The following is a 19607-nucleotide window of genomic DNA, read 5'->3' as shown; positions in this document are numbered from 1 at the left end:
GCGCAAACGGATCTTATCTAACACAAAATCTAATTATCCCGATACCTGGAATTATACAATATGGCACAAAAAAAGCACCTCTCCGGAATCAGAAAAGATCTGCTATAGAATGATACGATTCACGCAACGCAAATAACACCCTTGCGGGTCAATTACTGCTATTACTTAATGAATCAATATCACCTGCGTAGCATCCCTCTCTACCTCCGAATTGTGCTTGGAAACTAACCACTTACATTTGTAACACTTTTATCAGTCTTCGTCAACATATTATCAGAAACTTCTTTGTATCATATTAAAAATGTGTGTGAATTACATATGCAAGAACAAGGATTATAAGAAAGATTATATTGGTTACGGTAAATACAAGAAGATACTTTCCGCTCTTTTCCCTGTACTCCTTGCTGTAGGCTTTATAAGAAATCAGCGATGCCATGGAGGCAATGAGGGTACCAAGGCCTCCCACGTTAACTCCGATAAGCAGGGATTCATAATTTGAAGTAAACCCTGAGAGCATCAAAGTTGCGGGAACATTACTGATCATCTGGCTTAAGGCAACGGCTATGGGGAACTCGCGGCCAACCAGCACATTCTCTAGAAATGAGCTTATGACATCGATCCTTCCCATGTTTCCGGTGAAGATAAAAAATCCGATGAAGGTAAGGAGCAGGATATAATCGGCTCTGAGTAAAATCTTTAAATCCATTCCGCCAACAACAACCAGAACAATTATGGCAAATACATACCAGGGCAGGATCCTTACTACAGCCAAAAGAGCTATGGCAAAAAGAACCGCGTAAATGATGATCTGGGTAATGCTTCCGAAGTTACTTACAACTGCCGAATCCTTGCTTCTTTGAAGGCTCTTTTCCCTGCCAGGGATAATAAGAAGGGAGAGAGCAAGTAAAAGGGCGGAGAGAAATGAGTAGGGCAGCATTATCAGAATAAAGCGGCCAAGGCTCATGCCGGTTAAGCCGTAGAGGTACAGGTTCTGGGGATTGCCGATGGGAGTGAGCATACTGCCCAGGTTTGCGGCAACGGTCTGAAGGACCACCGTGGGAATCATCATATCTTCCCGGTCGCAGTCGTGAAGTATCATCAGGGCGAAGGGAACGAAGGTGATTAGCGCTACGTCGTTGGTAATCAGCATGCTTCCAAGAAAGCACATGAAGATGAGAACGGCGGAGAGTTGCCAGCTCTTTGTTACCTTTGATAAAAGAAATCCCGCGATTTTGTCAAATACCGAATTCTCCTTAAAGCCCTGGATTATTACCATCAGGCCCCAGAGGATACCTAAGGACCTGAAGTCTATGTAGCCAAGGTATTCTTTGCCCGGATGAACGAAGAATGCTGAGATTATGGCAAGTATCCAGGCTATGCCCAGCACAGTATCGATTTTGCGTATATTTTTAAAAAGCTTTCCCATGAATTTTTTCCTTAAACTTTAATCTCAAAACGACGAAATAATACCACAAAAATAGGCCTTTTTGCAAGGATTACATTGTGCTATGTTAGTTATAGGGAAGGATTAGACATGAAGATTGACATAGAGAAGATAACTGAAGGGGAAGAGAGCATTGTCATCAGGTACAAAGACCCGAACCCTGCGGTGAACAGAATAATCGGAATCCTTGAGGGGGACGACGGCAAGCTCTGGGGAAGAACGGATTCGGGGAGCGTTTCCATCGACCTTAAGGACATCCTGTATCTGGAGACCGTGGACGACAAGCTCTTTGCCTATACGACAGAAGTTGTTGCCAGGATCGAAGGGTCGCTGGTTTCATTCATGAATGAAGTGAGGGATGAGACGTTTTTCAGATGCAGCAAATCCATGATCATAAATGTAGGAAAAGTGCGGGCACTAAAGAGCCTCTCCTCCAACAGGATCGACGCCACCATGGAAGGCGGCGAGCACATCATGATTTCAAGAAGATACGCCGTGGATTTCAGAAGACTTCTGAAAGGAGACAGATGAGATGAGTGATAAAAACAAAGATAAATCGCGGGTTACGCTGTGGGAACTCTATCTCACAAAGGAAATCGGAATAGAATTCAAGGCCTGTCTATATTTCTTTGCAATACTGTTCTTCTACTGCGTGGTGAGGCTTATCGGCGGCTCTTTTGTGGCGGAGATGCTTCACATGCTGGAGATGATCCTTGCCTGCTACGTAATTGGATACATTCAGGTATATCTTCTTTGGAACTTCGATGAAGCAGATACCCTGGGGGGAAAAGAGATTTTGGGAATGGCGCTGTGCACTGTGATCTACAGCGTTTTGTCCTACGTATTTAAGTGGTTTGACAGAAGCCTTTTAGCAACGGTGATTTTTGCAGCATACATCCTGTTATGCTATGTCTGCGTTTTCTTCATATACAAATCAAAGCGATATATTGACGACAAAAAGCTCAACGAAGACCTTCGGATCTTTCAGTCCGAGCACAAAAAGTGAATCTTACGGTAATATAAGTGCACCTTGCGGGAACAGCCATTGTTCCCGCTCTTTTTATGTGTTAATTGTAGATTAGGGAAAAGAAAAAATGGCAAAAGGAGGGGACAGAAAATTGAGTAAAGTAGTTGAGATTGAGAACCTTACGAAGAGTTACGGAAAAAGCCGCGGAGTAATAGATGTTTCCCTGAGCATAGAAGAGGGGGATATCTTCGGATTCCTTGGTCCCAACGGAGCCGGTAAGTCTACGACTATAAGATCGATGCTGGGATTCCTAAAAATAAACAGCGGAAATATAAAGATCCTTGGCATGGACAGCGTTAAGGATCATGAGGGCATTTTAAAGAATGTGGGCTATATGCCGTCGGAAGCCTGGTTCTACGAATCCATGAAGGTTAAAGACGTGATCAAATACGCCGCCGATGTCAGAGGACTTGATTGCAGCGCTGAGGCAGAAAAGCTCTGCGAGCGACTGAAAGTGGATAAAGAAAAGAGAATAAAGCAGCTCTCTTACGGCAACAAAAAGAAGGTGAGCATTGTCTGCGCCATGCAGCACAGGCCTAAGCTCTTTATATTCGATGAGCCAACAGGCGGCCTGGACCCGCTGATGCAGAGGACGTTCTTTAACCTGGTCAACGAATATGTAAGCGAGGGGACCACATGTCTTTTGTCCACCCATGTACTGACGGAGGTCAACAAGTACTGCAAGCACGCCGCCATCATGAGAGAGGGCAGGCTTACGATGCTGGAGCGGGTTGATATCGATGACGATACCTTCCTTAAGTTCTATGAAGATGAGCAGTGAGGTGACGGGGATGAAACATATACTGATAAGAGAAATAAAACTTAATATGAAGACCTTCCTGATCTGGAGCATCTCGGTGGGCGTTGTAGGTCTTATCTGTGTTCTGCTCTACGAGAGTATGGAAGGGGATATGAAGGAGATGGCGGATGCTTTCTCAAATATGGGTGCATTCTCCGATGCCTTCGGAATGAGCACCTTGAGCATCGCAACTCTGAAGGGATTTTTCGCCACAGAGGTGGGCACGGTTCACGGCCTTGGAAGCGGCATGTTTGCAGCAATCATGGCGGCAGATATAATTTCAAAGGAAGAAGATAAGCACACCGGAGAGTTTCTGTTTTCGCTCCCGGTTTCAAGAGGAAAGGTCCTTACCGCAAAGGCCCTGTGCGTTGTGATAAATCTGATCCTCTTTACAGTGATCTGCGGACTATTATACTGGTGCGGTGTCCTTTATCTTGGAGAGGAATTCCCCTTAAACGAGTTCCTCACCTTTATGTTCTTCCAGTTTGTGATGAATCTCGAGATAGCAGCTATCTGCTTTGGAATTTCCGCATTTTCAGGAAAGAGCAAGATGGGCATGGGGCTTGGCATCACGCTGATGTTCTATGTTTATGACCTTATGGGAAGAGTGGTTCCGGACCTTAAGGACTACCTCTATATCGGGCCCTACTCCTATGCCAATGCCTCAGAGATCTTCACCGGAGCAGAAGTTTCGATACCGGCTCTGTTGGTGGCAGCTGTGGTTACAGTGTGCTGCGTCGCCCTTGCCTACTTCATCTTCGGGAAAAGAGATCTTGCAAGCTGAAAAGAAAATGGTCCCAAAATGGTCCCTGGGGACGGGGCATTCTGGGACCATTTTGCTCATCCAGTGATGGACATGTTATCATCAAGAAGCAGGGTGCATTAAACTGTATTTTTTCCTTCTCTATTTTTTCCATATCTCTACAATAACAAAAATTGGTCAAAATCTACCAAAAAAGAGCGTTCTTTTCTGCCGGGCAAAACTATAGAATTAGACTACAGCATAGAGAATAGGAAGAATGTGTAATGAATAAAAAAAGTGAGATTGATTTTACCGAGGGAAGCCCGTTAAAACTGATACTTTCCTTTTATTGGCCTCTGCTTCTTACCAGCACCCTCCAGCAGTTCTATAACTTCGCTGACACCTGGATCGTTGGAAAGGGCCTTGGAGACAATGCCCTGGCAGCAGTAGGCAACATGGGTTCTCTTTTCTTTTTGATAGTGGGGTTTTCCTTTGGCCTGGCCAACGGCTTTGGTGTCCTGGTGGCCCAGAGCTACGGGGCCAAAAATGAGGAGGAGCTGCGGCACAGGTTTGCGGCGACCATTGAGCTTGGAATTGCCCTTGCCCTGGTACTTTCCGTTGCCAGCGTTTTGTTCCTTCCCCATGCCTTAAGGCTCATGCAGACAGATACAAAGATAATCGGCGACAGTCTGAAGTACGGATACATCGTATTCGGCGGACTCTCCGCGGGAATCTGTTATAACATCTCAGGGTCCGTGCTTCGCTCCCTGGGAGACAGCAGAACTCCCCTTAAGGCCATCATCGCATCATCGATCCTTAACGTAGGCCTCAACAGCCTCTTTATCTTCACCTTCCACATGGGAGTTGAGGGAGTAGCCATTGCAACCATCGTATCTCAGGTGGTTTCATCCATCATTTGCATAGGCAAGCTCAGACAGATAGAGGCAATAAGACTGGAAAAGAGATATTTCATCAATGAGAGCAGTGTTTTTTTGGGACTTTTAAAGAACGGCCTTCCCATGGCCCTCATGAATTCCATTACTGCGGTGGGATGTATGGTGGTCCAGTACTTCATCAACGGCTACGGCGTGGTATATACTGCGGCTTATGCGGCCTGTACCAAGTATCTGAATCTTTTCATGAATCCTGCGGCCACTGCCGGAAATGCCATGTCAGCTTACACCAGCCAGAATTACGGAGCAAAGCAATACAGAAGGATCCTGGATGGCGTGTATGTGTGCCTTGGAATAGCAGCAGTTTCCTTCCTGCTTCTTGGCGGCCTCATGATATTTATCCCCGGAACTCTTGCCGGAATATTGCTGTCAGGTCCTGAGCAGATCGCTCTGGTGACGCAGTTCCTGCCAAGATGCGGAATCGGGATCATCTCGCTGAACGTGCTCTTTGTTATAAGAAGCTGCGTTCAGGGTATGGGAAAGCCCATGCTGCCTATGGTTTCAGGCATAATGGAAATGGTAATGAGAATACTTGTGATCTCCCTCTTCATAGGAAGTTTTGGTTTCAAAGCTGCGGCCTATGCAGAGATCTGCGCGTGGACGGGAGCTCTTTTGATAAATGCTTTTGCATTCTATATCACGCTGATCCCGCTGCTTAGAGCGGATAAGGAAATTGACTATTCTGAAAACAGGAATCTTAACAGGAGGACAACCACATGAAAGCTCTTTTTATCGGAGGAACGGGAACAATAAGCATGGGAATCGTCAAGGCTCTTTCAGAAGATCCCCTCTGGGAGGTATATCTTTTGAACAGAGGAAACAGAAAGGCTGAGGTGCCCGAGGGCGTTTTCCAGATAACCGCCGACATTCACGATGAAGAAGATGTTGCAAAAAAGCTGGAAGGCATGACTTTTGACGTTGTCAGCGATTTCATCGCCTTTGACAAAGCTGCTGTGGAGCGGGACTACAGGCTCTTTAAGGGCAGGACAAGGCAGTACATGTTTATCAGTTCTGCATCAGCCTACAACAAGCCTGCGGCAAGTTATGTGATCACGGAGGGTACGACCCTTGCAAATCCCTACTGGGAGTACTCCAGGAACAAGATAGCCTGCGAGGAATTCCTCATGGATAAGTACAGGACCGAGGGCTTCCCGGTAACAATAGTAAGACCGAGCCACACCTACGATGAGAGACATGTGCCCCTTGGAGTTCACGGAAACAAAGGCTTCTATCAGGTTATAAAACGCATGCAGGCAGGAAAGAGCGTCATCATACAGGGGGACGGTTCTTCCTTGTGGGCACTTACCTTCAACAGGGATTTTGCGGTGGGATATATCGGTCTTATGGGAAACAGGCACGCTATCGGCGAGGCCTTCCAGATAACAGGGGACGAGATCCTTACCTGGGATCAGATCTACAGCACCATCGCAGATGCTTTGGGCGTGGAGCTCAAGGCCTGCCATGTGGCTTCAGACTTTCTTGCAGATGTTGGAGAAAAATACGGCTACGATTTCCGCGGAGGTCTCATCGGCGATAAGTCGGTATCAGTGGTCTTTGACAACAGTAAGTTAAAACGCCTGGTGCCTCAGATGACCACCACGATCCCTTTTCACAAGGGAGTGCGCATCGCTCTTGACTATGTTCTGTCCCATGAGGAGCACTATGAGGAGGATCCCGAGTTTGACAGATTCTGCGACACCGTGATTGATGCCATGGATAAGGCCAGGGCGCAGGTCATCGCAGCAGGAAGTGAGGGAAGCCCGGAAGGATAGAAAAATAGAAGAATAGAAGAATAAAAAAGAAGCTCTCGTTGTACCGAGGGCTTCTTTTTACGTGTGCTATTTTGAAAATGGTCCTAAGACTTCGCACCCGGAGATCATTCGGAGCCACTTTCTTACGCAGAGATCTCCTGCTCATGGAGTTCCTGGATTTCATCAACAGCTGAGAGCATAGGCTTTACCTTTTTTCCAAGAATCTTTCTGTCTACGTAGTTGCGGGTGATCTTCATAACAGTTCCGCTAAGGGCAATGACACCGATAAGGTTCGGGATCGCCATAAGGCCATTGAAGGTATCAGACAGATCCCATGCAAGGGTAAGGTCCATGGTTGCGCCGATCATGATGAATGCCACGAAGATGAATTTGAAATATCTTGTGGACTTTGTGCCAAAGAGGTACTCAAAGCCTCTGCTTCCATACTGGCTCCAGCCAAGTACTGTAGAGAAGGCAAAAAACAGAATGGCTATGGCGATAAATGCTGCGCCGGACCGGCCGTATACTGTTGAGAAAGCCTCTGCCACCAGGGCGGTTGATACCTGGTCGGAAAGAACAGCACCTGTATTAAGGTCTACGATACCGCAGGAGAGAACTGCAAAAGCAGTGAGGGAGCAGACGATGATAGTGTCGGCAAACACCTCAAAGATTCCCCACATTCCCTGAACAACAGGCTCTCTTACGTTGGAGCTGGAGTGTACCATTACGGAAGAACCAAGACCTGCCTCATTGGAGAAGACACCTCTTTTCATTCCCCACTGAACCGCATAGGCAACGCCGCTTCCTACGATACCGCCGCCAACTGCCTTCATACCGAAAGCTCCTTTGATGATGGATACGAATACAGGTCCGATCTGATCTGCATTTAATATGACTATTACAAGAGCACCCACAACATAGATGATGGCCATGAAAGGAACAAGTCTTTCTGTTACGGAAGCAATTCTCTTAAGACCGCCTACGATAACAAGGCCTGCCAGGATCATCAGAACAAATCCTGTTATAAAGTGAGAGATTCCAAAAGCAGAATTCATATTTGCTGCGATGGAGTTTATCTGGCTCATGTTGCCGATACCGAAGGATGCTATAACACAGAAGCTGCTGAACATTACGGCGAGAACAGCACCAATCTGGGCACAGCCTTTTTTCTCTCCGAGGCCGTATTTTAAGTAGTACATGGCACCGCCGCACCACTCGTTTCTGGAATTCCTTCTTCTGTAGTAGATACCAAGCACATTCTCGGCGAAGTTTGTCATCATTCCAAAAAAGGCAACGATCCACATCCAGAATATGGCTCCGGGTCCGCCGGACAGGATGGCTGCGGCAACACCTGCGATATTACCGGTTCCGATGGTGGCTGCCAGTGCCGTACACAGGCTCTGGAACTGGGATATCTGAGTATCCTCCTTACCGGTGTGGGCTGTGACATGTTTGTCCTTAAAGATTCCTCCAATGGTATTTTTTACCCAGTGACTGAAGTGGGAAATCTGAAAGACCTTCGTTAGAATGGTCATGAGAATGCCGGTTCCCACAAGAAGGATCAGCATGGGAAGGCCCCATACAAACCCGTTAACTGCGCCGTTGACCTGTTCAACTGTGCTGACAAAATCACCCATAGTAAATCTCCTCCTTGCTGATTAAAGAAAAAAGGCGCACGAAATAATTCGAAACGCCTTTGTTTTGAAGTATTATACACCATACTTTAGAGATTTACAACTTTAATCTGATAAATCAGCAAACAATTTTGCGAAAGTTTACTGTCAGCTCTTTACCGGAACCCAGATTTCCGAGTAGTACTCGGGATCCTGTGCGCCGAGCTTATACAATGGTCCCTTGACTTAAGTCCCCAGGGACCAAGTCAACAACGCTGAAGGCTATCTTTCATCTTCAAAAGGGAAGTAGGCGACTTGGAAGGTAGAAAAACCGTGCCCGGGAAAGAGCTTTTCCCCCAGGTCAACAGAACTGTCATTCAGAGTGGTAAAAGTTATCGGAACATCTTCCCCATATCTTTTTTGTAGATTCGTCTTTGCTGCCCCGAGAACTGAAGCAAGGGCAACCACATTTTTGGGGCTTCCATAGAGCCATGCAATGTCAAAGCCATCAGCTCTTTTCCCGTCATCTAACAGAACCCGGGTATTCTTAAGGAGCAGGATAGCATCTATGGTGCGCCCGTTTAAGCAGACAAGACTCTCATCACTGAAATTCTTTGGAAGAATGGGGAATGGAACGCCAAGGGAAAGATCCTGCTGCGAATTCATGATGTTTTTTTCAAAGCTTCGAAGATGATCCGGTGATATATCCGGAAGATGATGAATGCATTCATTAAGCGGTCCGCTTTTTGCTGCAGGCATTTTCATTTCGGATAACCTGGCTGCGTATTGTCTTCTGCCTGCTGCATCGAATAATACAAAACTCATGGCATCAAAAAAGCTGATAAGATCCGGCTTATTCTCCGGCAAAACTGCCATGACTCCGCTGCAATCTGAAATACGGGCAGCCATATCCATATAGAAATAAAGGAGCTCCTGTCCGATTCCTCTGCGTCTTAAGCTTTTATCCACATACAGCCATTTGAGTTCGATGATATCGTCCACAAAGTCACCGATTATGATACCGGCAGGGATAAGAGAATTCTCTTTTGGCAAAAGAGCTCCAACCGCAACGGTACTATCTGTAAAGCGCTCCCCGGCATCTTCTTCAAGAAATTCTGCAAAAACCCCCAGCTCCTGTTTGTCTACGACAACAAGTTTGATTTCATCCATTACCCGTTTTTCCCCCAACGTGTTTACTTACTTTTAAGCATTTATCCCTAAGAATTTGTTATTGATCAGATCTGAGCTTATATGGCAGTCCGCATGACCGGAATTATTCTTGACCGAGAAGGACGAATTCGTAAAATGGAACTTCTTATGAATCCTGGAGCCTTCAAGTGAAAGGTGATCCTTAGCCACGGATGTACCACTGACGAAAAGAATAGGGACTTCAGGCTGTATATCACTTAACGTGGTAAGGTGTTCCTCTGTAGAGTATTTTCCCTCGGCCCATTCGCCAAAGCTTCCTACACTGCCATCCCCTGCTGCATATTTCAGGGATACCATAGGAGAGTCCATGACTATTCCACCTATATAATTTTCATTATTGGTTGCTGTGTGATTTGCGGTTTCTGCCTTTCTGTTGTTAAGCGCTACTGTGGCAGCCACACGGGATGCAATGGAAGCACCCATGGAGTAGCCATGGATAATGATATTATTGGCCGTAACCTTTGAATCATCTTTGACGCCATTATAGATGTCCATGCCGTCCTCATAAAAATGCTTCTCGGTAAAGGTCTCTTCCACCAGGTAACCATCAGAACCGGCAGATCCGCTATCACCGTATCCGCGATAATCCACCTGATAAACCTTAAATCCTGAATTAAGATAATTTTGTATTGTCTCTCCCATGCCTTCCTCTGCACTTCCGGGGCATCCGGAACCGGTATAAAGGATGACAACCTTGTTGTTCCAGACTTCGGGAGAAAAGCAATACCCCTTGAGTTTTGAACCTTTGTGTCCGTCAAAAGAAACTTCTTTTCCCTTTCCAACTGAAATAGCATCCTTATAGCCTTCTGTTTTAAGACCCATTCGACGGGTCTCTTCGGTTCCGTTAAATTTTTTCTTGGCCATCCAGGCAAAGAATCCTGAACTCTTGCAGGCATCGTTGAGCTGCTTTGATTTTTTAAACCTGTTGCTGCGAAGCGTCATTTTATATTCATCGGCGGAGTTTACTTCAGCCTGCTTTGCATTGTTGTAAAGCGCATTTTTGGCATTGAGCTCAGCAATCCTTTTCCTGGCAGCTCTTTTCCTGGTACCCAAAAAGTCATTTGAGACTTTTTCCATGCCTTTGCGGTTAGCATCTGTCTCCAATTGAAGTCGTTTTTCTGAAGCCTCATCCACAAGGCTTTTATACTCTGAAGTGAGACTGTCGGTATTCTCCTGGGATACCAAGAGCTGTTCCACCATAAGGTCGTGGAGCTGTTTTCCCTTCTTATACTGCTCGGTATTCTTCTCCAGGCCGGAATAATTCTTCATGGTAGCCAGATCATCATTTGTGATCTCCTGATGAGTGGCTTCAAGATTTGCGACAAGTGATCTTTCGTTTATTTTTCTCAATAATTCGTCAGCTGCTGTTCCGGGCATAGTTTCTACCTCCCAAATAACACTTTATTTTTTTATTGTAGCAAAGATTTATACGAATAAAAAAATAAATCGGCAAAAAAGAGTGGCCAAACTCTGGCCCCAGGGACCATTTCAGGCCTTTACCGGAACCCAGATCTCTGAGTAGTAATCGGGATCTTGAGAGCCGAGCTTATATTTTGTTTCGTCGGTGTAGAACTCAATGTTAAAACCTGCGGCGATCTCGTAGCTGCTGGCGGGAAGCCACTCGTTAAAGACCTGGGTGTTAACGCTCTGAAGAGCCTGTGGCATTGCGCCGCGGCAGGGGAACACAGCCCAGGTGTAGGCAGGGATCTCTTTTACATCAAAACCCTCAGACTTAGCGAGTTCTTCGTTGTAGTCGTCGGCGATCATGTAGCGGAATTCATCTCCTGGCACCTCATCGTCAAGGCATACTCCGTATACGCCCATAATCTTGTTTTCGGGCTTTGCAAAAACTTCATCCCAGAATTTTGGGATTTCACTGTAGCCATTTCCGTATCCAACAAGCTTAGAAACGCCCATTACTTTAAATGCCGGTTTCTTCTCAATTCTGTACTCCATAGTTTTACCTCCATCCAACGTGAGCTTGATATGCAGCGGTGCGAAAGCCTTTATACTGGCACCGTTTTGTCTTACATCAGTCGGGGTACTTCCGTGGAACCTTGTAAACGCCCTGGTGAAGCTGTCTGCCGAGTCATAGCCGTACTTCACAGCAAGATCTATCACCTTGACGTCCGATGAAACTAGCTCTTCTCCTGCAAGAGACAGCCTTCTCATGCGCACATACTCACCGACGGTGTATCCGCACAGCATGGAAAAGCCCTTCTGGAAATAAAACGCGGATGTATTCACTTCCCGGGCAATCCTGCCAACCGTCAGATCCTCAGTGATGTTCTCCTCGATAAAACGTATGGCGTCTTCAATAGTTTTTGTCCAGTTCATAGGTAACCTCCAACTTGATTGTAGCTTTAGTATAGAGGGTTTGTATATAGGGGGTCCGACATAAAGTGCTTTCTTTTGTCTTTGGATGAAAATGATACCTTAACCCCGTCCCGGGGGAGCATTTGGGGTTTGCAGCCATGCAGCAACTCGGAAGCATAGCTTCCTGTCACAACAGCCATGCAGCAACTCGGAAGCATAGCTTCCTTCGTCGCGGGCTGGCGCCCTATAAAAAAGGATACATAAAAGCTCTCTCGTGAGTAAACTCCCGTCGAGCTTTATGTATCCTTATTTTGCATGGCTTGTAGCCTTCGCGAATGTTCCCGACGGGATTCGAACCCACGACCTTTCGCTTAGGAGGCGAACGCTCTATCCTGCTGAGCTACGGAAACATGCACTAAGTATATTATCACAAGACAGAAGTGAAATCAAGGCAGGTTACCGCTCACCCCCCGGTTGCGCCCCGCCATGGGGGACCCCGCACACACAACCCGTGCAAATTGCGGCGTGGATGTAGTAGAATAAAACCATGAGACACGGGATAAATGAAGTAAAACGTCTTAAGACCATAGCAGTAGCGGCGCTGACAGGGGCAATGATGCTCCTTCTTTGTGCCTGCGCAGGTTCTGAGAGGCAGCAGGAGATCGAGGAGATGTCCCGAAGCTACGCAGTTCCCCCGGAGAAGCAGCTCATCGTTTACACCTCCCACAAGGAAGAGGTGTATCTTCCCATTATCAGGGAGTTTGAGGAGCGGACAGGGATATGGGTGGAGCTTCACACCGGCGGTACTACCCAGATGTTTTCTGAGGTAAAAGAGGCATCGAAGGAGGGACGCTGTGACATAATGTTCGGCGGCGGTATCGAGAGCTACGAGGCGGCCAAGGATCTTTTTATGCCCTACGTACCACAGGAAAAGGATGCCCTTGACCCTGATTATGTGGATGATGAGGGTTACTGGACTCCGTTTACGGAGCTTCCCATAGTCTTTGTTTATAACAAAAAGCTGGTTTCTTTTTCGGAGGTGCCCGCAACCTGGAGTGAAATCTTTGACAGCAAGTGGAAGGGGCAGATAGCCTTTGCAGATCCAAATAATTCCGGAACCAGCTATACTATACTTTCCACCATGGAGCAGCTTTTTGGTGAGGAGCCAAAGAGCCTGGTGCCAAGGTTCTATCAGCAGTTGGATGGCAGGATCCTTCCCTCCTCAGGGCAGGTGATTCCGGAGGTATCCGATGGCAGTTTCCTTATAGGAATAACTCTGGAGGAAACAGCAAAAAAGGCCATGGACCAATACGAGGACATCTCAATGCTCTATCCGGAAGACGGGACCAGCGCGGTTCCCGACGGATGTGCCATGGTAAAGAACGCGCCACACAGCTATAATGCCGGAAAGTTCATCGATTTCGTGGTGAGCTACGACACCCAGAGGTATGCCCTTGAGAATTTCTTCAGAAGATCCGCCAGGCGGGATATCGGCAGCAACAGGGGCAATACCGAGACATTTATAAAGTTTGACGTTGAAAGATCCGCCAGGGAAGAGGAGGAAGTCTTTTCCCTCTGGAATGCCCTCGCCGGGCAGGAAGGAGAGTGAGCATGGGCTTTGTGAGACAATCCTTCAAGCGGCAGATCTTTGTGGTATTCCTTGCGGTGACTCTTTTCCTTGTAATCTTCGGAGGCATATTGACAGTACAGGGCTTCCAGGCCAGGATCAGAGCCGATTACGAGAAGAGAGACGCGGAGCAGGAAGCCGTTGCCATTAGAAACATAAATGATATCCTGGATAAATCCGGGGAGACCCTGGACCTGATCGCAGCCAGCGACGTTCTTCTGGATTCCTTTTATAAGGGAAGAAAGAATTCCATCGCCATCTATGCGGACCTTTACGACGCCACCAGGCAGGTTCGACCATTTGCCCAGGTGGACCTTTATATGGGAAGCCGCTGCATGTACTCCACAGCAAGCGTGGGCAAACCCGAGGCACTGCCGGATTATTACGGTGTGCTCTATGAAGCTGTGAAGGCGGGTGGCCGCACAGTCTTTTCCCAGGATATGAGCGCCGACGCCGAAGGTGGCGGAGATCTGATCATCGCAAGGCTCATGGTGAACAAGGAGGAGCCGGGTGTTGCCCTAATCAGGATCGATCAGCAGGTGCTTCGGGACAGGATCTCGGGATCCATAAATGCCAGGGACGGCTTTATGCTCACCGGAAGTTTTCTGGAGCCGTACTGTCTTGTAGGGACAGCCGAGGACGGAAAAGACCTTTCGTCCATCCGCAGCAATCTCCTTGGCGGAAAGCTGTATACCGACGGCTTTGACAAGAATGTTTACATGAAGGAGCTTGGAAATACCGGGCTTCTTGGCATTTATATCACGCCTCCGCCTCTGGACGAATCGGCGGTTAGAGCGGGCTATCAGATCATACTTCTTTTGGCGGTCATCAGCGTTGCGGTGTGTCTGTTTGTTGCTAACAGGATGAGTAACTATGTGTCGAAACCCATAGGAATCCTGGCTTCGGGAATGAAGCGGTTCAGGAAAGGAGATTTTGACACCAAGATCGAGATAGACAGAGAAGATGAGTTTGAGCAGCTGGCAGTGGGCTTCAACAAAATGACGACCCAGCTCAAGGACACCATGGAGGAGCGGGTTGCGGCCGAGAGGAAGGTCAATGAGACCAGGATAGAGATGATGCAGGCCCAGCTGAATCCCCACTTCCTCTACAACACTCTGGACACCATCAAGTGGGTGGCCAAGGTCAACGGAGTGCAGGAAGTGGCCACCATGTCCGCCTCTTTGGCAGGGATTTTAAGGACCAGTATCTCCCAGAAGCAGTTCTGCACCCTTTCTCAGGAGATCAAACTGGTGGAGAACTACTGCGATATTCAGCGGATCCGCTTTGATGACAAGTTCGACATAACCATCGACATTCCCGATGAGGTGATGGAGGCGGTGATCCCCAAGCTCATCCTTCAGCCTATTGTTGAGAATGCCATAATCCACGGCATGGATGAGATGGAGCACGGCCACATCTACATGGCGGCTCTGAAGCAGGCGGGAAGTGATGGAAGCCCGGATCTTCTGAAGATCTCCGTTCAGGACGACGGCAAGGGCATCAGCGATGAGATGCTAAACGCCCTTAATAACGATGACCCGGAGACTTTAAAGGGGCATCTTGGACTTAATAATGTGAATACCATAATAAGACTCTATTATGGAAAAGAGTACGGTGTGATGGCTGTAAGGCCCACTCAGGGCGGAACGGTCATGATCGTAACTCTCCCCTATCAGGAAAAGGAACCGGAAACATGACAAAAGTGATGATCGTTGACGACGAAAAATATGTGCGCATGGGCATAAAGACCGAGACCGACTGGGCTCTTATCGGCTGCGAGGTTGTTGCGGAGGCTTCAAACGGCCTCGAAGCCCTGGAGCTGGCGGAAGAGGTGCGCCCCGACCTTGTGGTGTCAGACATCAGGATGCCCAAGATGGACGGCATCGAGCTGGCGGAGAAGCTCACGGAAAAGTATCCGGGAGTTAAGGTGATCTTTCTTACCGCCTACAACGAATTTGAGTACGCACGCCAGGCAATACGTATCGGGGTGTCGGATTATCTTTTGAAACCCTTCCAGGACGGTGAGCTGGAGGCCAGTATCCAGCGGCTTCTCCACCTTCATCCCAATGCTCCGGCGTCAAATTCCGAGCTGGAGGAGCAGCTTATCCCTCTTAAGAGAAAAGAGGAAGTGGCTAACCGCTACGTACAGAACGCCATTACTTATATAGAAGAACATTATCCCGATGTGGATTTCTCACTGGGCAAGCTTGCGGAGTCCATGAGCGTAAGCGAGGGGCATATTTCAAGGCTTTTCAAATCCGAGACGGATCAGTCCATAAACAACTACCTCACAAGATACAGGATAAAGAAGGCCATGGATTACCTCAAGGATGTGAATGTTAAGGTCTATGAAGTCGCAGAAAAAGTGGGATATCAGGACATAGCGTATTTCTCCAATACCTTCAAGAAGCTTGTGGGCAAGAATCCGTCAGACTACCAGACCAAGGGACTGGATTGAGAAAATGGTCCCCGGGACGGAGTCATGGGACCATTTGTGGCAAAGGTAAAACCACTTGACTTAGCCGTACGACGAAGATTATACTTTAGGAAAGTAGATTTGTTCGTACGGCTAAATTTATGCCCATATGGGACTGATTAGCCGTACGGCGAAAAAATGCCGGTAAATAGCAGTTTGATAGGAGGAGCCATGAAGATAACCGATGCCAAAAGCTTTGGAGAAGCTTTAAAAAAACGCAGGAAGGAACTGGGCTACACCCAGAGCTACATCTCAGAGTTTACGGGCTTTAGCGTAAGCTTCCTCTCCGACCTTGAAAACGGCAAAAGTACTGCGGAGCTTGGCAAAGCACTTTACCTGGCAAACACATTGGGCCTTGATATAACCATTGAGGCGAGGGGATGAAGATGAGAAAGTATAACGTCGGTCTTGAGATACATGGAAAACAGATAAAGGTGGGAACGATCGAGGGTGAAAGCTCGGAAACTGCGCAGTTTACCTATTCCGGGGAGTTTCTCTCTGGCGGGGATGCGCATCCTATATCCGTGGCGCTGCCCTTACAGTGGGAGGCTTTTTCATCCCGGGAGACCAAAAACTTTTTTGACGGACTTCTCCCTGAAGGCTTTATGCGCAGAGCCATAGCGGGCAACATGCACTTTGATGAGGGAGATTACCTGTCGATCCTTCACAATCTGGGAAAAGAGTGTCTTGGCGCCCTCCGCATCTACACAGATGAAGAAGAAAGTGTTTTTTCCTATGAGCCCCTATCACCGAAACAGGTGGAAGAGCTTGCCTCGGAAGGGGCGACAAAGTCCACGGAGCTGGTGATAAAGACCCATCTGTCGCTGACCGGAGCGTCAGGAAAAGTGGGCCTTTACTATGAAGACAGTGCCGATAAGTGGTACCTTCCCGTGGGGCTTGCACCCAGTACCCATATAGTAAAACAGAGCCACATAAGGCTTGACGGGATCGTGACCAATGAGCAGCTCTCAATGCTTACTGCGTCAAAATGCGGAGTGCAGATTCCGCAGAGCTTTATCATAAACATGGGAGGGGGACTGGACTCCGAGGTCCTCTTTGCCACAAGAAGATATGACAGAACCTTCGAGGGCGCTACGAAGAACATGGACGGGCTTACAATTCCCTTGAGGATCCATCAGGAGGACTTTGCCCAGGCTATGGGAGTTGCCTCTTTTGACAAATATGAAAAAGAGGGGCAGGACTATGCCCGGCGGATGTTCGAGATACTTAGAACTTACGCAACCAACCCGCTTGAGGATCAGCTTGCTCTGTGGAGAAGGATCGTCTTTAACTATGTAATAGGAAACACGGACTCTCATATCAAAAACTTCTCACTGCTGTACAACGCCGACATGACGGGCGTAAGGCTTGCACCTGCCTATGACATCATCGGAACCCTGATATATGAAAGCGCCACCAGAGAGCTGTCCTTTAATATCGGCGGGATCAGAAACATAGATGAGGTGAAAAGAGACAGCTTCGTTGCCATGGCGGGAATGGTGGGACTTGGAGAAAAACCTGCCCTCAGAGTATACGATGAAGTGCTGGACAGATTTGAATCTGCCTTAAAAGAGTCTGCAAAAGAGCTGACGGATATTGGCTTTGAAAGTGCCGGGAGCATCTGTGAGCGAATCCTTCAAAGCAGAAAGAAAATGTTCCTTTGACTCCGTCCCTGGGGACCACCCGGGGATCAAAATGTTAAAATTTTACAAATAATATCAGAATTGTCTTCTCAAAAACTTTATAAATTAAATCTAAAATGTACCTATCAAGCAGAAAACTGCCTGACGGGTACATTTTCTTTTTTCAGGAGGAAACTGATCCCGCAGGAAAATAAAAGGAGGATTACAGAAGTGAAAAAGAAAGTTTTATCAACAATCTTAGCATTCACAATGGTAGTTTCAGCACTGACCGGATGCGGCAGCGCAGCAAACACCGCAGCACCCGCTGCTGACACACAGCAGGCATCTGACGCAGCACCTGCAGCTGACAACGCAGCAGACGCAACAGCAGAGGTTCAGGAAGCAGCACCCGCTGCTGAGCTCACAGGAATTGACGCCATCATCGCTGAGGCAGAGGGCATGTCAATGGAAGAGCTGGCAAAGAAAGCCATCGAAGAGTCCAACGGAAAGACCTTCTACGGTGTAGGAAACAGTAGCCGTGGAAAATCAGCACTTCCCGTATTTATCGAGTATCTGCAGAGTATCGATCCTTCATACTCAATGGAGTTCGAGTGGCAGCAGCCCAAGAACAACAAGATCTTCGAGCAGCTTACATCAGATTCACTTAAGAGCGAAGGCACATTTGCCATGACTCTTATCCAGGACGGTAACCAGATCCAGTCCAAGATGGTTGACACAGACATCCTTAAGACCTTCGTTCCCAAGGAGTGGGCAGAGGCAAACGGAACCACAGCAGACGCTTACACAGGATTCCTTCCTCTTCAGACTCTGAACAAGGTATTCATGTACAACAACCAGGGTACAGCAACCTATACAAACTGCTGGGACTTCGTATACGAAGGTTCAAATCCCCTCTTCATGGGCGTTGACTCCGAGATCGTAGGAAAGAATTTCCTTATGATGCTCACAGAAGACAAGTACGCTACATGGCTCAAGGAAGCTTATGACAAGCTTGATGACACAAAGAAGGCATACTTCGAGCCCACCATCCAGGCTATGCAGGCTGATGCCAGCGACCTTGGTCTTGGCGCAAACGGAGCTTACGCTCTTGCATGGATCAAGCTCTGGGTTAACAGCTACAACGAGCAGACCGACGACGGCCCTATCTGCAACACTCTTGTAGATGCTTCAGCCAAGGATCAGTCAGGACTTCTTGTTTACTCAAAGCTTCGTTCAGTTGAGGAGTCAGCTACAGTATCAGTTAACAACATCAACGTTGCAGCTTACCAGGACGGCTACACAGGTATCGGCGGATACGGCTACTGCCACTATCTGTTCCTTACAAAGAACAGCCCTCTTCCTTGGACAGCATGCGCATTCATCGCATTCATGACCTGCACAGAGCCCGGCTTCGAAGCATGGGGCAAGGACATGGGCGGATATTCATCCAACCCTAACGTAGCAAAAGAGATTGAGGACACCTTCCACCATTCAACAGCAGGTGGAGACGAGTTCCCTGCAAAGAACGACCGTGGCTATGACTGGTGGACAACAACCGGCGAGCTGGTTCTCGAAGATCCCGCATACTGCTCAGAAGTATCCTTCACAGTAGGCAGCTGGATCGACGTCCTCGACCACTACACCCCTGGGGAATAATCGACAATCTTCCGGTTATAAGAACAAATTTGTCTTCTTGGGACGCTTTCGCTCCTTTCGGCTGGCAGCGGTACTAGGCGCCTAAAGGACAGGCGCCAAGTGCCGGCCGCCTCAAAGGCCCTTCGAGAGACAAAATTTGTTCTTATAACCTGCTAATAGTCGACTAGCCTGGTAATTCTTTGAAATACAACGATTTCAGCTTTATGAACACACAGGTGACAAGCGAGGAAGGACGACAGATAAAAATGTACATAAGGAACGATTTTTGTGCTACGGAGCTAAGACCAATTCATCGTGAGTGCCTATGCACGAAACGATGAATGCTCCGGGCTTAGCGGAGTGCTTAGCACAACGAGAGACGTTGTACATTTT

The 19607-nt window shown here is 47.7% G+C and carries 17 protein-coding genes and 1 tRNA gene; 12 read left to right on the top strand and 6 right to left on the bottom strand.

Annotated features, from left to right (window positions below; translation table 11 throughout):
- Positions 1–295: 295 nt before the first annotated feature.
- Complete coding sequence (locus tag T456_RS0110195; RefSeq protein WP_024866065.1) at positions 296–1426, bottom strand: SLC13 family permease; 1131 nt, start codon at positions 1424–1426, stop codon at positions 296–298.
- 108 nt (positions 1427–1534) lie between these two features.
- On the opposite strand from T456_RS0110195, the gene T456_RS0110190 reads away from it, so the two are divergent.
- The 6 genes from T456_RS0110190 to T456_RS0110165 all read left to right on the top strand — a co-directional run bounded on the left by T456_RS0110190 (position 1535) and on the right by T456_RS0110165 (position 6737).
- A complete protein-coding gene (locus tag T456_RS0110190; RefSeq protein WP_024866064.1) occupies positions 1535–1975 on the top strand; it encodes a LytTR family DNA-binding domain-containing protein in 441 nt (146 codons plus the stop codon).
- A gap of 1 nt (position 1976) precedes the next feature.
- Positions 1977–2450, top strand: coding sequence for a DUF3021 family protein (locus tag T456_RS0110185; protein WP_024866063.1), 474 nt, complete (start codon positions 1977–1979; stop codon positions 2448–2450).
- A 112-nt stretch (positions 2451–2562) separates the two neighbouring features.
- Positions 2563–3252, top strand: a complete 690-nt coding sequence (locus T456_RS0110180) for an ABC transporter ATP-binding protein (RefSeq protein WP_024866062.1) — start codon at positions 2563–2565, stop codon at positions 3250–3252.
- A 10-nt stretch (positions 3253–3262) separates the two neighbouring features.
- On the top strand, positions 3263–4054 hold the full coding sequence (locus T456_RS0110175; RefSeq protein ID WP_035801778.1) for an ABC transporter permease subunit: 792 nt from the start codon (positions 3263–3265) through the stop codon (positions 4052–4054).
- Positions 4055–4296: 242 nt separating this feature from the next.
- Positions 4297–5685 carry an MATE family efflux transporter gene (locus T456_RS0110170; protein ID WP_024866060.1) on the top strand — a complete coding sequence of 463 codons (1389 nt, stop codon included), beginning with the start codon at positions 4297–4299 and terminating at the stop codon, positions 5683–5685.
- Positions 5682–6737: an NAD-dependent epimerase/dehydratase family protein gene (locus T456_RS0110165; protein ID WP_024866059.1), complete on the top strand. Its 1056-nt coding sequence runs from the start codon at positions 5682–5684 to the stop codon at positions 6735–6737. Before T456_RS0110170 ends, T456_RS0110165 begins: the two co-directional genes overlap by 4 nt.
- Positions 6738–6859: 122 nt before the next feature.
- Here T456_RS0110165 and T456_RS0110160 read toward each other — a convergent pair whose 3' ends face one another.
- From T456_RS0110160 to T456_RS0110140, 5 genes are all read right to left on the bottom strand, one after another.
- Positions 6860–8353 carry an alanine/glycine:cation symporter family protein gene (locus T456_RS0110160; protein WP_024866058.1) on the bottom strand — a complete coding sequence of 498 codons (1494 nt, stop codon included), beginning with the start codon at positions 8351–8353 and terminating at the stop codon, positions 6860–6862.
- A gap of 258 nt (positions 8354–8611) precedes the next feature.
- Positions 8612–9499, bottom strand: a complete 888-nt coding sequence (locus T456_RS0110155) for a GNAT family N-acetyltransferase (RefSeq protein WP_024866057.1) — start codon at positions 9497–9499, stop codon at positions 8612–8614.
- A 33-nt stretch (positions 9500–9532) separates the two neighbouring features.
- Positions 9533–10915 carry an alpha/beta hydrolase family protein gene (locus T456_RS0110150; protein ID WP_024866056.1) on the bottom strand — a complete coding sequence of 461 codons (1383 nt, stop codon included), beginning with the start codon at positions 10913–10915 and terminating at the stop codon, positions 9533–9535.
- Between the two features lie 111 nt (positions 10916–11026).
- Positions 11027–11875, bottom strand: coding sequence for an AraC family transcriptional regulator (locus T456_RS0110145; RefSeq protein WP_024866055.1), 849 nt, complete (start codon positions 11873–11875; stop codon positions 11027–11029).
- Between the two features lie 315 nt (positions 11876–12190).
- Positions 12191–12264, bottom strand: a tRNA-Arg gene (locus tag T456_RS0110140).
- 137 nt (positions 12265–12401) lie between these two features.
- On the opposite strand from T456_RS0110140, the gene T456_RS0110135 reads away from it, so the two are divergent.
- From T456_RS0110135 to T456_RS0110110, 6 genes are all read left to right on the top strand, one after another.
- Positions 12402–13463: an extracellular solute-binding protein gene (locus T456_RS0110135; RefSeq protein WP_024866054.1), complete on the top strand. Its 1062-nt coding sequence runs from the start codon at positions 12402–12404 to the stop codon at positions 13461–13463.
- Between the two features lie 2 nt (positions 13464–13465).
- Positions 13466–15178, top strand: coding sequence for a sensor histidine kinase (locus tag T456_RS0110130; protein ID WP_024866053.1), 1713 nt, complete (start codon positions 13466–13468; stop codon positions 15176–15178).
- On the top strand, positions 15175–15939 hold the full coding sequence (locus T456_RS0110125; RefSeq protein WP_024866052.1) for a response regulator transcription factor: 765 nt from the start codon (positions 15175–15177) through the stop codon (positions 15937–15939). The genes T456_RS0110130 and T456_RS0110125 overlap by 4 nt, the downstream gene beginning before the upstream one ends.
- A 189-nt stretch (positions 15940–16128) precedes the next feature.
- Positions 16129–16341 (top strand): helix-turn-helix domain-containing protein, encoded by a 213-nt coding sequence (locus tag T456_RS0110120; RefSeq protein ID WP_024866051.1) that lies wholly within the window; start codon positions 16129–16131, stop codon positions 16339–16341.
- Positions 16342–16343: 2 nt separating this feature from the next.
- Positions 16344–17621 carry a HipA domain-containing protein gene (locus tag T456_RS0110115; RefSeq protein WP_024866050.1) on the top strand — a complete coding sequence of 426 codons (1278 nt, stop codon included), beginning with the start codon at positions 16344–16346 and terminating at the stop codon, positions 17619–17621.
- 189 nt (positions 17622–17810) lie between these two features.
- Complete coding sequence (locus T456_RS0110110; RefSeq protein WP_024866049.1) at positions 17811–19235, top strand: hypothetical protein; 1425 nt, start codon at positions 17811–17813, stop codon at positions 19233–19235.
- Positions 19236–19607: the final 372 nt, after the last annotated feature.

The sequence above is a fragment of the Butyrivibrio sp. FCS014 genome, from assembly GCF_000526935.1.
Taxonomy (GTDB): domain Bacteria; phylum Bacillota; class Clostridia; order Lachnospirales; family Lachnospiraceae; genus Butyrivibrio.
Note: the sequence above shows the minus strand (reverse complement) of the source record. Positions and strands in the feature narration are given on the sequence as shown.

What these genes read in the sequence shown, in the direction of transcription:
- T456_RS0110195 (WP_024866065.1), bottom strand. Translation starts at nt 1,426, where the DNA reads ATGGGAAAGCTTTTTAAAAATATACGCAAAATCGATACTGTGCTGGGC.
- T456_RS0110190 (WP_024866064.1), top strand. Translation starts at nt 1,535, where the DNA reads ATGAAGATTGACATAGAGAAGATAACTGAAGGGGAAGAGAGCATTGTC.
- T456_RS0110185 (WP_024866063.1), top strand. Translation starts at nt 1,977, where the DNA reads ATGAGTGATAAAAACAAAGATAAATCGCGGGTTACGCTGTGGGAACTC.
- T456_RS0110175 (WP_035801778.1), top strand. Translation starts at nt 3,263, where the DNA reads ATGAAACATATACTGATAAGAGAAATAAAACTTAATATGAAGACCTTC.
- T456_RS0110170 (WP_024866060.1), top strand. Translation starts at nt 4,297, where the DNA reads ATGAATAAAAAAAGTGAGATTGATTTTACCGAGGGAAGCCCGTTAAAA.
- T456_RS0110165 (WP_024866059.1), top strand. Translation starts at nt 5,682, where the DNA reads ATGAAAGCTCTTTTTATCGGAGGAACGGGAACAATAAGCATGGGAATC.
- T456_RS0110160 (WP_024866058.1), bottom strand. Translation starts at nt 8,353, where the DNA reads ATGGGTGATTTTGTCAGCACAGTTGAACAGGTCAACGGCGCAGTTAAC.
- T456_RS0110155 (WP_024866057.1), bottom strand. Translation starts at nt 9,499, where the DNA reads ATGGATGAAATCAAACTTGTTGTCGTAGACAAACAGGAGCTGGGGGTT.
- T456_RS0110150 (WP_024866056.1), bottom strand. Translation starts at nt 10,915, where the DNA reads ATGCCCGGAACAGCAGCTGACGAATTATTGAGAAAAATAAACGAAAGA.
- T456_RS0110145 (WP_024866055.1), bottom strand. Translation starts at nt 11,875, where the DNA reads ATGAACTGGACAAAAACTATTGAAGACGCCATACGTTTTATCGAGGAG.
- T456_RS0110135 (WP_024866054.1), top strand. Translation starts at nt 12,402, where the DNA reads ATGAGACACGGGATAAATGAAGTAAAACGTCTTAAGACCATAGCAGTA.
- T456_RS0110130 (WP_024866053.1), top strand. Translation starts at nt 13,466, where the DNA reads ATGGGCTTTGTGAGACAATCCTTCAAGCGGCAGATCTTTGTGGTATTC.
- T456_RS0110125 (WP_024866052.1), top strand. Translation starts at nt 15,175, where the DNA reads ATGACAAAAGTGATGATCGTTGACGACGAAAAATATGTGCGCATGGGC.
- T456_RS0110120 (WP_024866051.1), top strand. Translation starts at nt 16,129, where the DNA reads ATGAAGATAACCGATGCCAAAAGCTTTGGAGAAGCTTTAAAAAAACGC.
- T456_RS0110115 (WP_024866050.1), top strand. Translation starts at nt 16,344, where the DNA reads ATGAGAAAGTATAACGTCGGTCTTGAGATACATGGAAAACAGATAAAG.